This is a genomic window from Paractinoplanes deccanensis, from assembly GCF_016862115.1.
Lineage (GTDB): Bacteria > Actinomycetota > Actinomycetes > Mycobacteriales > Micromonosporaceae > Actinoplanes > Actinoplanes deccanensis.
Genome location: NZ_BOMI01000084.1, coordinates 26,689 through 39,884, shown reverse-complemented (window position 1 = coordinate 39,884; position 13,196 = coordinate 26,689). Strand labels below are relative to the sequence as shown.

Below are 13,196 nucleotides of genomic sequence, written 5' to 3'. Positions count from 1 at the left end.
GGGCGGTTATCGTCGTCGGCTTCTTTTCGTTGCCGGGCCTCGGCCGGGCGCTTATCGTCGTCGGCTTCGGGCGCGGGCGCGGCCGGTGGAGCGGCGCACGACGAGCCGGACGGGCAGCACCAGTGGCTGCCCGCTCGGCCGGGCGCCCTGCGCGATCGCGATGCAGTTGCGCATGCCCGTCAAGCCCATCCGGTACAGCGGCGACGCGATAGTGGTCAGCTGCGGCTCCACCAGCTCATCGAAGATGATGTTGTCGAACCCCACCACGCTCACCCGCTCGGGCACCCCGATCCCGAGCTGCCGCAGTCCTTTGAGGACACCGATGGCAAGCTGATCGTTGTACGCCTGCACGGCCGTCGCCTCGAGCTCGGCCACGCGCAGCGCCGCGCTCAGCCCCGCCAGCACCGTGGGCCCGTACGGCCCCACCCGCCGCGCGTCGAGACGCAGATCCGCCGCCGCCTGCCGCAGCGCCCGCCACCGCACCCCGTCCGACCAGCTGGTCTCCGGCCCCGCCACGTACGTGATCCGCTCGTGCCCCAGCTCCGCCAGATGCTCGACGGCCCGCCGTATCCCCCGCTCGGCGTCGTTGAGCACGCAGTTCGCCTCCGGAATGATCCGGTTCAGCAGCACGACGGGCTTGCGCCGGGCCACCATCCGCAGCGCCGAGTCGGTCATCCGCGAACTGGCGATCACCACACCGTCGACCTGCTCCAGCTCCTGCTCGATCGTCTGCCGCTCCACCTTCGGCGACTCGTTGGTGTGCGACAGGATCAGCTGATACCCGGCGTCGCGCGCGGCCTCGTACGCTCCCTTGATGATGTCGCCGTAGAACGGGTTGGTCACATCGGCCACCACCAGCGCGATGGCCTTGCGCGGCGCCTCGTCGCCGGCCGGCGCCCGCCTGGCCGGCCGCGCCCGATACCCGATCCGATCCGCCGCCTCGAAAATCTTCTCGGCGGTCTCCACGTTGACCCGCCCCGGCCGCGCATAGGCCCGCGAAACGGTGGAGGGGGCGACACCGGCCTCCCGAGCCACGTCATAGATAGTCGGGCGGCCCATTTCAAGGATGTTAAATCGGCGCGGCCCTCCCGCATAGACGGCCAACGATCATGACTTGCGCAACTGGCGCCCTGCCGGCCCGCGGCGTTCTCCCGGTCTGCGCCCTCCCGGCCCGCGGCGTTCTCCGGGCCCCACGCTTTCTGGGCCCCACGCTTTCTAGGCCCCCCGATCTCTGGGCCCCACGCTCTCTGGGCCCCACGCTCTCCGCGCTCCGCAGCTCCCGGCCCGCGGCTCTCCCGGCCCGCGGCTCTTCCGGCCTGTGGCGCTCTCCCGGCCTGTGGCGCTTTCCCGGCCTGTGGCGTCCCGCCGGCACCGCGGCGCACGCGGTGTTGCCCTTGTGCGCCGTGTCGTTGCCGCTCGGGCCTGCGCCGTCCCCGCGGGCGGAGGAAGAACGTTCTGTCTGCCCTTGCCTGGCGGCACGGATCCGCCTGAGACGCCGGTTCTGCTCGGCGGCGGAAGAACGGCTGGCTACTGTGGTCGGCCGAGCAGAACGAACGTTCTGTCTACCTGGCGGAGTGGGTGAAACGAACGTTCTGTCTTTCGGCCCGGGGTGGGGCGGAACGAACGTTCTGTCTTCGGTCCGGGTGGGGTGGAACGAACGATCTCCCTCTCGGCCCGGCTGGGGTGGAACGAACGTCCTGTCCCTCGGCCAGGATGGTGGGTAGAACGAACGTTCTGTCTGCCAATCGGGGGGCCGAGGGGAACGAATGTTGCCGGGCGTCGAGGGGGCGAACGTTCCGTCCACAGTCGCCGAAGCAGAACGAACGTTCTGGCCAGGCGCCCGATAGACGAGAACGAACGTTCTGTCCACCGTGCCTGGAAGGCCGGAAGTCCGCCGTGGCTGGGAGGTAGGGAGTCCGCCGTGGCTGGGAGGTAGAGAGTCCGCCGTGCCTGGGAGGTAGAGAGTCCACCGTGCTTGGGAGGCCGGAAGCCCGCCGTACCCGATAGGCAGAAAGAACGTTCGTTCTAGGCACCTGGGGACAGCACCCGATCGACGGCCACCGGTGCGGCTACCGCGGGCCGGAAAGGCGTTACCCCGTCACCGGGCGATCGGGGCCAGGCGGGTCAGCTGGGTGACGTGGCCGGGGTTCAGCTCCTCCAGCGAGTGCGTGCCGAGCAGCTTCATCGTCCGGATGATCTGGTCGCTGAGGATCTGGATGGCCTTGTCGACTCCGGGGCGGCCGCCGGCCATCAGGCCGTACAGGTAGGCGCGGCCGATGAAGGTGAAGCGGGCGCCCAGGGCCACGCAGGCGACGATGTCGGCGCCGTTCATGATGCCGGTGTCGACGCTGACCTCCACGTCGGCGCCGACCTCGCGGACCACCGACGGGAGCAGGTGGAACGGGATGGGGGCGCGGTCGAGCTGGCGGCCGCCGTGGTTGGACAGGACGATGCCGTCGACGCCGAAGTCGGCCAGCTTGCGGGCGTCCTCGACGGTCTGGACGCCCTTGACGGCCAGCTTGCCGGGCCACATCTCGCGGATGACGCGCAGATCCTCGTAGCTGATGGTGGGGTCCATCGCGGCGTCCAGCAGCTCGCCGACCGTGCCGCCGGTGGCCGACAGGGAGGCGAACTCGAGCTTCGGGGTGGTGAGGAAGTCGTACCACCACCAGGGGCGCGGGATGGCGTTGGCGATGGTGCGCAGGCTCAGCTGCGGCGGGATGGAGAAGCCGTTGCGCTTGTCGCGCAGGCGGGCGCCGGCCACGGGGGTGTCGACGGTGAAGAACAGGGTGTCGAAGCCGGCCTTCGCGGCGCGTTCGACCAGCGCGTACGAGATCTCGCGCTTGTTCATCACATACAGCTGGAACCAGTTGCGGCCGGCCGGGTTGGCCTCCTTGACCGTCTCGATGCTCGTGGTGCCGAGCGTGGAGAGGGTGAACGGGATGCCGGCCGCCCCGGCCGCGCCCGCTCCCGCCGTCTCGCCCTCGGTCTGCATGAGCCGGGTGAAGCCGGTGGGGGCGATGCCGAACGGGAGGGCCGACGGGCCGCCGAAGACGGTGGCCGACGTGTCGACGTGGGCGACGTCGCGCAGCACGTGGGGGTGGAACTCGATGTCCTTGAACGCCTGGCGGGCACGGGCCAGCGAGAGCTCGCCCTCGGCGGCGCCGTCGGTGTAGTCGAAGGCGGCGCGCGGGGTGCGGCGCTTGGCGATCGCGCGCAGGTCTTCGATGGTGAGCGCGGACTCGAGCCGGCGGGTGCGCGCGTTGAGCTGCGGCCTCTTGAACCGCATGAGCTCGAAGACCTCGACGGGGCGGGGGAACTGGCGTTGGACCACGGATCGACGATATTCCACCGGCTGATCGCGGAACAGGGTCGCGCGGTCCCCGTACCCTTGCAAGGGTGTTGAAACCCACCCGGCGAATCGCCGCCGCACTCAGCTCAGCCGCCCTCGGTCTCGCGCTCCTCACGGGATGCAGCAGCGACAACGTCGACTGCGGGCTCGACCAGTGCACCGTGACGATCCAGCGGGAGACGAACGCCAGCGCGAGCTTCCTCGGTGTCGAGGCGAAGTTCATCAGCGCCGACGAGAACACGGTGACCCTCGAGGTGGCCGGCGAGCAGATCTCGCTCACCAAGGGGCAGCAGGCCGTGGACGTCGCGGGGCTGCAGGTGTCGCTCGACAGCGTGACGTCCGACGCGATCGGACTGCAAGTGTCCAAGGCGTGACGTTTCAACAACGACGCTTTCGGTGACATCGGAGGGCATGACTTCCGCCGCCTCGAACGTCAAGTACACGGCATCGCGGGCCGCCGACAGCAAACCGCTGGAGTATCTGGCCCGGGGTGGGTTCATCGGTTACGGCATCATCCACCTCATCTTCGCCTGGATCGCCCTCCAGGTGGCCTTCCAGGGTTCCTCGCAGGAGAGCGACCAGTCGGGCGCGCTGCAGACCCTGGCCGGCAACGGGCTCGGCAAGACGCTGCTGGTCGTGATCGCCATCGGCATGGCCGCGATGGCGATCTGGCAGGCCTTCGAGGCGGTCATCGGCGAGAGCGGCGAGCAGACCCGCGGCATGATGGCCGAGCGCGTGCTCTCCGGCGTGCGCGCCGTGCTGTACGGCTACCTCGCCTGGATGGCCGTGAAGATCCTTCAGGGCTCGAACGCCTCGATGGGCGACAGCTACCAGAGCAAGTCGTCGGGCATGATGGGCAGCACGGGCGGCCGCTGGCTGGTCGGCCTCATCGGCCTGGTCATCCTCGGTGTCGGTGTCGGCATGGTCTACTACGGGCTGCGCCGCAAGTTCGTCAAGCACCTCAACACCGAGCAGATGACCCACGGGACGCGCCAGCCGATCATCCGGCTCGGCATGGCGGGGTACGCGGCGAAGGGCGTCGCCTACGCGATCGCCGGCGTGCTGTTCGTCGTCGCCGCCGTCAACTACGACCCGGACAAGGCGCGCGGGCTCGACGCCGCGCTGAAGACGCTGGCCGGCTCGTCGTGGGGCGTCTGGCTGCTCGCCCTGATCGCGGCCGGCATCGCGGCCTTCGGGGTCTACTGCATCGCGCAGGCCAAGTACCGCAAGGTGTGACCAAACTCCGATCCGCTGCTTGAGCGTTGCGGGAGCCGGCGACCTGGGAAAGTCAGGTCGCCGGTTCCCGCTTTTCTGCGACAGGAGAGGAACGTGCCTGACGTCATGACCGCCCTGCTGATCGTTCTCGGGTCGGCGGGTCTCGCGATCGTCGTGGTCGAGGTGTTGCACAGGCTGGTCGTCCGGGTCGGCCGCCGGTCGGCCCTCGCCGCCGACCTCGCCCGGACCGCGCATCACCCGTTCCTGGCCACGGTCACCGTCTTCGCCGTGCAGCAGTCCATCCGGGCCGGCGCCGGCGAGTTCCCGGCCCGGGGCGGGGTGCTGCACGCGCTGGTGATTCTGTTCATCGCCTCGTTCGCGTGGCTGGTCGCCGCCCTGCTCCTGGTGGTGGAGGACGCGGCGCTCAACCGCTGGCGCCTCGACGTGCCGGACAACCTGCGGCGCCGCCGCTTCAAGACCCAGCTGGTGATCCTGCGCCGGGTCACGGTGGCCGCCATCGTGGTCATCGCCTTCGGCGTCGTGCTGATGACCTTCCCGAACATCCGGGCCCTGGGCGCCAGCGTGCTGGCCTCGGCCGGCATCGTCAGCGTCGTCGCGGCGCTGGCCGCGCAGAGCACGCTCGGCAACGTGTTCGCCGGGCTCCAGCTCGCGTTCAGCGACGCCGTCCGCGTCGACGACGTGGTGGTGGTCGAGGGGGAGTGGGGCCGCATCGAGGAGCTCACCCTGACGTACGTGGCGGTGCAGATCTGGGACGACCGGCGGCTCATCCTGCCGACGTCCTACTTCACCACCAAACCCTTCCAGAACTGGACCCGTACGGGCTCCGCGGTGCTCGGCACCGCGGAGGTCGACGTGGACTGGGCGACGGACATCGAGCCGCTCCGCGCCGAGCTGCGCAGCACGTGTGAGGGCTCGGAGCTGTGGGACGGCCGGGTCTGCGTGCTCCAGGTGACCGACGCGGTCGGCGGCATGGTGCGCCTGCGGGCCCTGGTGAGCGCGAACGACGCCGGCGCGTTGTGGGACCTGCGCTGCCTGGTGCGTGAGCGGCTGGTGGGCTTCGTCTGGCAGCACCAGCGCGACTCCCTGCCGCGGGTGCGCGCCGACGTGAGCCGCCCGCAGCCGCCGAGCCCGGTGAGCCCTGTGCCCAAGACCGACCCGGACTCGCCGGACGCGCGGGTCTTCTCCGGCGGGGACGACGGCGACACCAGGGGTCTGGTCTTCGGCGGACCCGACGAACCGGCACCGGCGAGTGCCCGTCCCTGATCAACTTGTGGCGGGTTTCCAGCAACAGGATTGACTCTCCGGTGATCAGGGCATACACCGAGACACGGAAGGAGGTCACCATGGCCGATGTTCTGAACGGCAGCGAGGCTCGACCGCTCGCCGATCAGTCCACCTCCGAGTTGGTGCAGCGCGCGAGCGACCAGATCAGCAGGCTGGTCCGTGACGAGATCGCGCTGGCCAAGGCGGAGCTCGCGGAGAAGGGTAAGCACGCCGGCATCGGTGTCGGCCTGTTCGCCGGGGGTGGGGTCTTCGCCCTGTACGGCGTCGGTGCCCTCATCGCGACCCTGATCATCGTCTTCAATCTGTTCCTCGATCTCTGGCTCGCCGCCCTGATCGTCACGGTCGCCCTCTTCCTGGTGGCCGGCGTCCTGGCGCTGATCGGCAAGAAGCAGGTGTCCAAGGCGGTGCCGCCGGAGCCGAGCGCCGCGATCCAGAGCGTCAAGGCCGACGTCGACGAGGTCAAGCAGGCCGTCAGCAGGGAGCGGAACGGGGCATGAGCGTGGACGACAAGAACCCGCCCGCGGCCCCCAAGCCGTCGATCGACGAGCTGCGGGCCGAGATCAAGGCGACCCGGGCCGAGCTCGGTGAGACGGTGCAGGCGCTCGCCGCCAAGGCGGACGTCAAGGCCCGCGCCAAGGATCAGGTCGAGCAGACCAAGGCTCGCGCCAAGGACCAGGTCGAGCAGACCAAGCAGCGCCTCCTCGGCAAAGTCCGCACCACGGCGGACCGTGTCAACCACACTGGCGAAGAGGTGGTGCGCACCAGCCCGGTGCCGCTTCCGTTGGTCGTGGCCGGCGTGGTCGCGATCGTGGGTGTCATTCTGATCGTTCGAGGGAGGCGCCGGTGAGCGGCGGCAAGGTTGGCAAACTCGCCTACAAGCCGGTCGGCATTCTGCTGGGCATCGGGGCGGGCGCGGTCGCCGGCTTCGTCTTCAAGGAGGTCTGGAAGCTTGCCTCCGGGGACGACGACGCACCGAACGCCACCGATGAGGACCGTGGCTGGGGCGAGATTCTCGCGGCGGCCGCGTTGCAGGGTGCGATCTTCGCTCTCGTGAAGGCGGCCGTCGATCGGGGCGGTGCCACCGGCGTACGGAAACTGACTGGTCAATGGCCGAAGTGAAGACTGCTTAACAGTCCCGGGTCTCCCACATCGCGAGAGCGAAGTGGGGGACCCTTTCTCGAATCCGCCGACATTTATCGGATTCTCCGGGGGGCAGCTTTACGGGCCGCTTTTCAGGTACAGTGTGCCCAGTTTTTGCGTACGTGGTTCGCTGCTTCCGCCTTGCTTGCTGATCCAGCCGGGGTCAACGATCTTGACGGATGGGACGTCCTCTGAAAGGCCGCCTCACGGCGCCGCTGCTCGAAAACGGTCATCGGCCCGGGCATCACAGGGTCGGCATTTTCAGAAGGAGAGTTCAGCATGGCGCAAGGAACCGTGAAGTGGTTCAACGCAGACAAGGGCTTCGGCTTCATCACCGTCGACGGCGGGGGTGCTGACGTGTTCGTCCACTTCTCGGCCATCCAGACGAGCGGCTACCGCACGCTGGAGGAGAACCAGCGGGTCGAGTTCGAGATCGCCCAGGGCCAGAAGGGCCCGCAGGCGGAGCAGGTTCGCCCGCTCTGAGACCACCCTGCCGGTCCTCCGACCGGCTGCCGATCGCCTGGCGGAGGTCGGCTCTAGTCAATGAATCCCCCGCATCCGGCAGGATGCGGGGGATTCGCTCTTTCGCAGAGCTTTTAGACTCGCTTGGAACGGGCGCGAGCGCGCTCGCCCACAATGATCAAAATCAGTCCCGCTACCGCGATCACGGGGCCGATGATCGACCAGATCGCCACGCCGCTCATCCGGCTGTCGGTGATGATGTCGAAACCCTGCAGCGTCCACAGGGCACCAACGACCAGCGCCAGCACCCCTAAAGCCATGAGAAGCCAGCCTTTGAGCTTTTTCTCCGGCGGTGCCGCTTCGTTCACCATCTGTCGTGGACCTGCGGGCGGATCAGCTCGTCATAGACGGCCGTGACAGCCTCGTGCGTCTCCGGTGGCAGCGGCGCGAGGTCCCCGGCGGCCGCGTTCGCCCGGGCCTGTGCGGGGTTGCGGGCGCCCGGGATGACCACGGTGACGGCCGGCTGGTCGATGATCCAGCGCAGCGCGAACTGTGCCATCGTGGCGCCCGCGGGCACCAGCGGGCGCAGCCGCGAGACCGCCTCGAGCCCGGTCGCGAAGTCCACACCCGAGAAGGTCTCGCCGACGTCGAACGCCTCGCCGTGCCGGTTGTAGTTGCGGTGGTCGTTCTCGGCGAACGTGGTGTGCGAGTCGTACTTGCCGGAGAGCAGGCCGCTGGCGAGCGGCACCCGGGCGATGATGCCCACGCCGGCCTCGGCGGCCGCGGGGAGCACCCGCTCGAGGGGCTTGAGCCGGAACGCGTTGAGGATGATCTGCACGCTCGCGGTGCCCGGGCGGGCGATGGCGGCGAGCGCCTCGTCCACCTTTTCGACGCTCACCCCGTACGCCTTGATGCGCTTCTCCTCGACCAGGGTGTCGAGCGCGTCGTAGACGGCGTCGGTCGAGAAGACCGGGGTGGGCGGGCAGTGCAGCTGCACCAGGTCGAGCGTGTCGACACCCAGGTTGGCCCGCGACCGGTCGGTCCAGGCGCGGAAGTTGTCGAGCGTGTAGTTGCCGGGCTCCTGCGCGACCCGGCGTCCCATCTTGGTGGCGACGGTGAGCTGCGGTTTGTCCTTGATGAACGAGCCGATGATCTGCTCACTGCGGCCGTCGCCGTAGACGTCGGCCGTGTCGATGAAGGTGACACCGGAGTCCACCGCGGCCTGCAGGGTGGCGTGCGCGTCGGCCTCGCTCACCTCGCCCCAGTCGGCTCCGAGCTGCCAGGCGCCCAGGCCGATGACCCCGACGGTCCGTCCCATCCTGCGAAAACTTCGATTGTCCACAGGTTCGCACCCTACCGTTTTCCTGATAGTTTGCTTGCAAAACGTACGTACGGTTTGGGAGGAACGATCATGTGGGATCCGGCCGTCTACCGCCGGTACGGCGCCGAGCGCTCGCGCCCCTTCTTCGACCTGGTCGCACGGGTCGGCGCCACGTCGCCCCGGGCGGTCGTCGACCTCGGCTGCGGCCCGGGGGAGCTGACCCTGTCGCTCGCCGAGAGGTGGCCCGGTGCACGGCTCACCGGCGTCGACTCCTCGCCCGAGATGATCGGCAAGGCAAGGGCGCACGGCGGGCCGGCCCACTTCGAGCTCGGCGACGTCCGTGACTACCGCCCCGCCGCCGACGTGGACGTGCTGGTCACCAACGCGACGCTGCAGTGGGTGCCGGGCCATCAGGACCTGCTCGCGCGCTGGGCGGGCGAGCTGCCGGCCGGCGCGTGGCTGGCGATGCAGGTGCCGGGCAACTTCGGCGCCCCCTCGCACCGGCTGCTGCGCGAGGTCGGCCGCCGCTACGGGCTCGGCGACGTGCTGCGGGAGGCGCCGGTCGACGACCCGGCCGACTATGCGGGGCTGCTCACCGGCGCGGGCTGCGACGTGGACGCGTGGGAGACCACGTACGTCCATCTGCTGCCCTCGGCCGGCGCGGAGCACCCGGTGCTGCGCTGGATGGAGGGAACGGCGTTGCGGCCCGTCAAGGCGGCGCTGGACGAGAATGCTTGGGAGTCGTTCCGTGCCGACCTGGCGCGGGAGCTGGCCGGCGCCTACCCGGCGGCCGGTGGCTACGTCGCGTTTCCGTTCCGCCGCGTCTTCGTGGTGGCGCGGACCGCCCTCCGATCGTCTGACAGGGAGTAAGCATGACCGAGCTGACCTCGTTCATCGCCGGCCTGCCCAAGGCCGAGCTGCACGTCCACCACGTCGGCTCGGCCTCGCCCCGCATCGTCGCCGAGCTGGCCGCCCGCCACGAGGGCAGCACACCCGTACCGGCCGACCCGGCCGCGCTGGCCGACTACTTCGCGTTCCGCGACTTCGCCCACTTCATCGAGGTCTACCTCAGCGTCGTCGACCTGATCCGCGACGACGAGGACGTGCGCACGCTGACCTACGAGGTGGCCCGCGAGCTGGCCCGCCAGCAGGTGCGGTACGCGGAGCTCACCATCACGCCGTACTCCAGCGTGCGGCGCGGCATCGCGGCGCCCGCCTTCTGCGCCGCGATCGAGGACGCCCGCCGCTCGGCCGCCACCGACTTCGGCATCGAGCTGCGCTGGTGCTTCGACATCCCCGGCGAGGCCGGTCTCGCCTCCGCCGAGGAGACCCTGCGGATCGCGCTGGAAGAGCAGCCCGACGGCCTGATCAGTTTCGGGCTCGGCGGGCCCGAGATCGGCGTGCCGCGGCCGCAGTTCAAGCCGTTCTTCGACAAGGCGCGCGCCGCCGGGCTGCACAGCGTCCCGCACGCGGGCGAGACGACCGGGCCCGAGACGATCTGGGACGCGCTGCGCGAGCTCGGCGCGGAGCGCATCGGGCACGGCATCTCGGCCGCCCAGGACCCCGCGCTCATGGCGCACCTGGCCGAGCACCGGATCCCGCTGGAGATCTCGCCGACCTCCAACCTGCGCACCCGGGCGGTGCCGTCGCTCGACGAGCACCCGCTGCCCCGGCTCGTCGAGGCCGGCGTGCTCGTCAGCATCAACTCCGACGACCCGCCGATGTTCGGCACCACGCTCGAGGAGGAGTACGCGGTCGCCGCGAAGCTGCTCGGCCTCGACGCGAAGGGTGTCGCCGGGCTGGCCCACGCCGCCGTCGAGCAGAGCTTCCTCGCGCCGGAGCGCAAGCGGGAGCTGGCCGCCGAGATCGACGGCTACCTGACGCGCAACGCGTAGAGGGGCTCCTGCCACACCGCCAGCACGACCACGATCCCGATGGTGAGGATCGCGATCACGCGGATCAGGCGGCGCTTGTTGAACCTGGCCGGGCCTTCCTCCGGCTCGGCCAGGGGCTTGCTCAACGTGCTCGGCATGGACTCACTCCTTGCCTAGTCGGGTACCGCCGTCCAACTCTGGTGACGCTGACCGTTGCCCTTCTGGAGCACGAGCACGCGGTGCGCACCGAAACGCTGGCTGCCCACCCCGGCGACGAGGTCGCCGACCGTGGTGCGCAGCGTGAATCCGTAATCGGAGGCCTGGAGGGTCCACTCGGCGCCGCCCGCCGCGCAGTCGACCTGCACGAGCGGGGCGCCCGCGACGACGTCGCCGCCGAGCGGGCCCACGCACTTGCCGGTGGCGCGCGACACCAGCGAATAGCTGCCGCCGCTCGCCGGCACCAGCTGCCACTGCTGCTGCGCGTCGTCGTCGGTGCCGCTGAGCGTCACCGGGGTGCCGAGGGCGGTGCGCGCCGCGTAGAGATCGGCGGCGCCGCCGGTCAGCGCGTTGGTCAGGGTGAACCAGGAGCTCTGCGCGGGACGGGCGGCCGGCGCCGTCTCGACGGTGGCGCGCGCCTTGTACGAGCTGCCGGACCGGACGGTGACCTGGTATTTCGCGCCCGGCTTGAGGCCGATCAGCCGCGCCCGGGTCGCCTTGGTCGTGGCGATCGGCTCGTTGTCGACCCAGACCTGATAGGTGGCCGTGTCGGAGGCGGCGCTCCAGGTGAGCCGGACGGAGCCGCTCGTGGCGTCGCGCACCTCGACCACGGCCTGGACCGCGTCGCCGGTCGGCACCCCGCCGGCCGCGGGCACCTCGGAGGGGGCCGGCGGGGGAGCGGCGGTCGCCGGGGCCTTGCGGCCCGGGTTCGGCTGAGCCGCCTTGGGGTGCGGGCTCGCCACCTTGGCCTGGGCGGCCTGTGCCACCTGTGCGGCGTCGGCGGCCTGCTCGGGCAGCTCCGTCTCGCCCTTCGGATCCTCGGCCGGCGGCTCGCTGGGGCTCTCGCTCGGCGAGACCGACGGTGTCGGCGGGGCATCGCCGCCGCCGTCGGCCGGGCCGGGGCCGGCGCTCGGGGTGGTCTCGCTGGGCAGCGCCGACGGCGTGGAGGCGCTGGGCGACGGCGTGGCGGGCGAGGTGGGCGTGGCGGTCCGGGACGGAGCCGGCTCCGGGGCGCCCGGCGCGTCCGGGATGTCGTCGCCGCCGTCGCTGCGCAGCAGGAACTCGCTCTGCGCGACGTTCCAGCTCTTCGCCAGGTAGCTGCCCGGCCTGGGGTCGGTGCTGAAGTAGTCGTCGTGCCCGCAGTCGAGGCGCGTCTCGTGCCTCTTGGGGCAGGCCGTGCGGACCTGCTTGCGCGATCGGTCGGGGCCGCAGAGCAGGTCGTAGTCGTCGAGGCAGCCGCCCGCGCCGCTGGCGTTCGGGGAGCCGGCCTGGAGGGCGCCGAGCGTGTGGGCCAGCTCGTGCGCGGCCATCGCCGAGCTCCAGCAGCCCGCGTCGACCCGCCCGTACGACGGGCCGCCGTTGTTGCGGTTGCCCAGGCCCGGACGGCGGTCGGCGACGAACGTGGCGATGCCGCAGTAGACGTTCGCGTCGGCGAACATCAGGTATTTGCGGTCGGTGCGGTTGTAGCCGAGGGCGCGCAGCGCGGCGATGCTGCCCGCGAACGACTCGAGCCCGCCGGCGGGCAGCTGCACCTCGTAGACGTCCACCCGGCACTGCGGCGTGGTCACGAAGCGGACGTGCCGCGAGCCGCCGGTCTCGGCAGCGCTCTCGTCGAAGATCTGGTCGACGCCCGCCGACCACGTGCGGATGGAGCCGAGGAACTCGGTGTAACGGCTCGGGGTGCCGAACTCGTGCAGGTAGAGCACCTGCACCCGCTTGCCGCTGCGGCCGTCTCCCTCGCAGGCCACGTCGTGCGCGCCCATGATGAAGTCGGCGTCGCCGGGCGCCGCGTCGGGGATCAGGGCCGGGGCGTCGGCGGTCAGCGCGCTGCCGCCCTCGTCGCGGGCGATCTCGGCGTCGGTCGGCACGGCGGCGGCCGGCTCGCGGCCGGGCTGCACCGGCTCGGGCGCCTTGGCGGTGATCGGGCTGACGTCGCTGCGCACCTTGAGGCCGACCGGCGCGGGGTCGGGCCCGTGCGTGCACGTCTGCTCGTCGACCTGATAGGAGCCGGCGCAGACCGAGCCCGCCCGGCCCGCCTGGAGCCCGTCGTAGACCAGGCCCTGGTCGGGCACGTCCTGGGGCACCGACGTGAGGGCGAGGTCGCGCGCCGGCTCACCGGTGCCCGCGACGTTGTCCACGACGCTGGGGCCGACCACGCCGCCGACACCGAGCAGCGCGAGGCCGAGCGCGATCGGCAGCAGCCGGTGGGATCGCGTGCGGGCCGCGCGGCGGTGGCCCTTGGGGACCGGCCGGCGGTGGGTGGACAACTCAGCTCCTTGCCTGGCGGGTGCGCGGTGGGAGACGGCGATGG

The 13,196-nt window shown here is 70.8% G+C and carries 15 protein-coding genes; 9 read left to right on the top strand and 6 right to left on the bottom strand.

Annotated elements, in window-relative coordinates:
- Positions 1-51: 51 nt before the first annotated feature.
- A complete protein-coding gene (locus tag Ade02nite_RS22085; protein ID WP_239168957.1) occupies positions 52-1,104 on the bottom strand; it encodes a LacI family DNA-binding transcriptional regulator in 1,053 nt (350 codons plus the stop codon).
- Between the two features lie 994 nt (positions 1,105-2,098).
- Entirely contained in the window at positions 2,099-3,334 is a 1,236-nt protein-coding gene (locus Ade02nite_RS22080) for an alpha-hydroxy acid oxidase (RefSeq protein ID WP_203766715.1), read from the bottom strand.
- A 65-nt stretch (positions 3,335-3,399) separates the two neighbouring features.
- Here Ade02nite_RS22080 and Ade02nite_RS22075 point away from each other — a divergent pair, with 65 nt between their 5' ends.
- The 7 genes from Ade02nite_RS22075 to Ade02nite_RS22045 all read left to right on the top strand — a co-directional run bounded on the left by Ade02nite_RS22075 (position 3,400) and on the right by Ade02nite_RS22045 (position 7,495).
- Positions 3,400-3,726, top strand: a complete 327-nt coding sequence (locus Ade02nite_RS22075; RefSeq protein WP_203766713.1) for a hypothetical protein — start codon at positions 3,400-3,402, stop codon at positions 3,724-3,726.
- Between the two features lie 37 nt (positions 3,727-3,763).
- Entirely contained in the window at positions 3,764-4,588 is an 825-nt protein-coding gene (locus Ade02nite_RS22070) for a DUF1206 domain-containing protein (RefSeq protein ID WP_203766712.1), read from the top strand.
- Between the two features lie 105 nt (positions 4,589-4,693).
- Positions 4,694-5,851 carry a mechanosensitive ion channel family protein gene (locus Ade02nite_RS22065; protein WP_203766992.1) on the top strand — a complete coding sequence of 386 codons (1,158 nt, stop codon included), beginning with the start codon at positions 4,694-4,696 and terminating at the stop codon, positions 5,849-5,851.
- Positions 5,852-5,931: 80 nt separating this feature from the next.
- Positions 5,932-6,369, top strand: a complete 438-nt coding sequence (locus Ade02nite_RS22060; protein WP_203766710.1) for a phage holin family protein — start codon at positions 5,932-5,934, stop codon at positions 6,367-6,369.
- Positions 6,366-6,719, top strand: a complete 354-nt coding sequence (locus tag Ade02nite_RS22055) for a DUF3618 domain-containing protein (RefSeq protein ID WP_203766708.1) — start codon at positions 6,366-6,368, stop codon at positions 6,717-6,719. Before Ade02nite_RS22060 ends, Ade02nite_RS22055 begins: the two co-directional genes overlap by 4 nt.
- Positions 6,716-6,991 carry a DUF4235 domain-containing protein gene (locus tag Ade02nite_RS22050; RefSeq protein ID WP_203766706.1) on the top strand — a complete coding sequence of 92 codons (276 nt, stop codon included), beginning with the start codon at positions 6,716-6,718 and terminating at the stop codon, positions 6,989-6,991. Before Ade02nite_RS22055 ends, Ade02nite_RS22050 begins: the two co-directional genes overlap by 4 nt.
- A gap of 300 nt (positions 6,992-7,291) precedes the next feature.
- On the top strand, positions 7,292-7,495 hold the full coding sequence (locus Ade02nite_RS22045; RefSeq protein ID WP_011905669.1) for a cold-shock protein: 204 nt from the start codon (positions 7,292-7,294) through the stop codon (positions 7,493-7,495).
- 113 nt (positions 7,496-7,608) lie between these two features.
- Here Ade02nite_RS22045 and Ade02nite_RS22040 read toward each other — a convergent pair whose 3' ends face one another.
- Both Ade02nite_RS22040 and Ade02nite_RS22035 read right to left on the bottom strand, forming a co-directional pair.
- Positions 7,609-7,845, bottom strand: a complete 237-nt coding sequence (locus Ade02nite_RS22040; protein ID WP_203766704.1) for a hypothetical protein — start codon at positions 7,843-7,845, stop codon at positions 7,609-7,611.
- A complete protein-coding gene (locus tag Ade02nite_RS22035; RefSeq protein ID WP_203766702.1) occupies positions 7,839-8,816 on the bottom strand; it encodes an aldo/keto reductase in 978 nt (325 codons plus the stop codon). The genes Ade02nite_RS22040 and Ade02nite_RS22035 overlap by 7 nt, the downstream gene beginning before the upstream one ends.
- Positions 8,817-8,885: 69 nt before the next feature.
- On the opposite strand from Ade02nite_RS22035, the gene Ade02nite_RS22030 reads away from it, so the two are divergent.
- Complete coding sequence (locus Ade02nite_RS22030; protein ID WP_203766700.1) at positions 8,886-9,665, top strand: trans-aconitate 2-methyltransferase; 780 nt, start codon at positions 8,886-8,888, stop codon at positions 9,663-9,665.
- A gap of 2 nt (positions 9,666-9,667) precedes the next feature.
- Positions 9,668-10,690 carry an adenosine deaminase gene (locus Ade02nite_RS22025; RefSeq protein WP_203766698.1) on the top strand — a complete coding sequence of 341 codons (1,023 nt, stop codon included), beginning with the start codon at positions 9,668-9,670 and terminating at the stop codon, positions 10,688-10,690.
- Here the strand turns inward: Ade02nite_RS22025 and Ade02nite_RS22020 are convergent.
- The gene (locus tag Ade02nite_RS22020; RefSeq protein WP_203766696.1) at positions 10,669-10,827 is read right to left on the bottom strand and encodes a hypothetical protein; all 159 of its coding nucleotides are present in this window, start codon (positions 10,825-10,827) and stop codon (positions 10,669-10,671) included. The genes Ade02nite_RS22025 and Ade02nite_RS22020 overlap by 22 nt on opposite strands.
- 15 nt (positions 10,828-10,842) lie before the next feature.
- A complete protein-coding gene (locus Ade02nite_RS22015; protein WP_239168956.1) occupies positions 10,843-13,152 on the bottom strand; it encodes an RICIN domain-containing protein in 2,310 nt (769 codons plus the stop codon).
- Between the last annotated feature and the right edge of the window lie 44 nt (positions 13,153-13,196).

Bases quoted from the DNA above. Each gene is read 5' to 3' on its own strand.
- Ade02nite_RS22070 (WP_203766712.1), top strand. From the start codon at position 3,764: ATGACTTCCGCCGCCTCGAACGTCAAGTACACGGCATCGCGGGCCGCC.
- Ade02nite_RS22065 (WP_203766992.1), top strand. From the start codon at position 4,694: ATGACCGCCCTGCTGATCGTTCTCGGGTCGGCGGGTCTCGCGATCGTC.
- Ade02nite_RS22060 (WP_203766710.1), top strand. From the start codon at position 5,932: ATGGCCGATGTTCTGAACGGCAGCGAGGCTCGACCGCTCGCCGATCAG.
- Ade02nite_RS22055 (WP_203766708.1), top strand. From the start codon at position 6,366: ATGAGCGTGGACGACAAGAACCCGCCCGCGGCCCCCAAGCCGTCGATC.
- Ade02nite_RS22045 (WP_011905669.1), top strand. From the start codon at position 7,292: ATGGCGCAAGGAACCGTGAAGTGGTTCAACGCAGACAAGGGCTTCGGC.
- Ade02nite_RS22040 (WP_203766704.1), bottom strand. From the start codon at position 7,845: ATGGTGAACGAAGCGGCACCGCCGGAGAAAAAGCTCAAAGGCTGGCTT.
- Ade02nite_RS22030 (WP_203766700.1), top strand. From the start codon at position 8,886: ATGTGGGATCCGGCCGTCTACCGCCGGTACGGCGCCGAGCGCTCGCGC.
- Ade02nite_RS22025 (WP_203766698.1), top strand. From the start codon at position 9,668: ATGACCGAGCTGACCTCGTTCATCGCCGGCCTGCCCAAGGCCGAGCTG.
- Ade02nite_RS22020 (WP_203766696.1), bottom strand. From the start codon at position 10,827: ATGCCGAGCACGTTGAGCAAGCCCCTGGCCGAGCCGGAGGAAGGCCCG.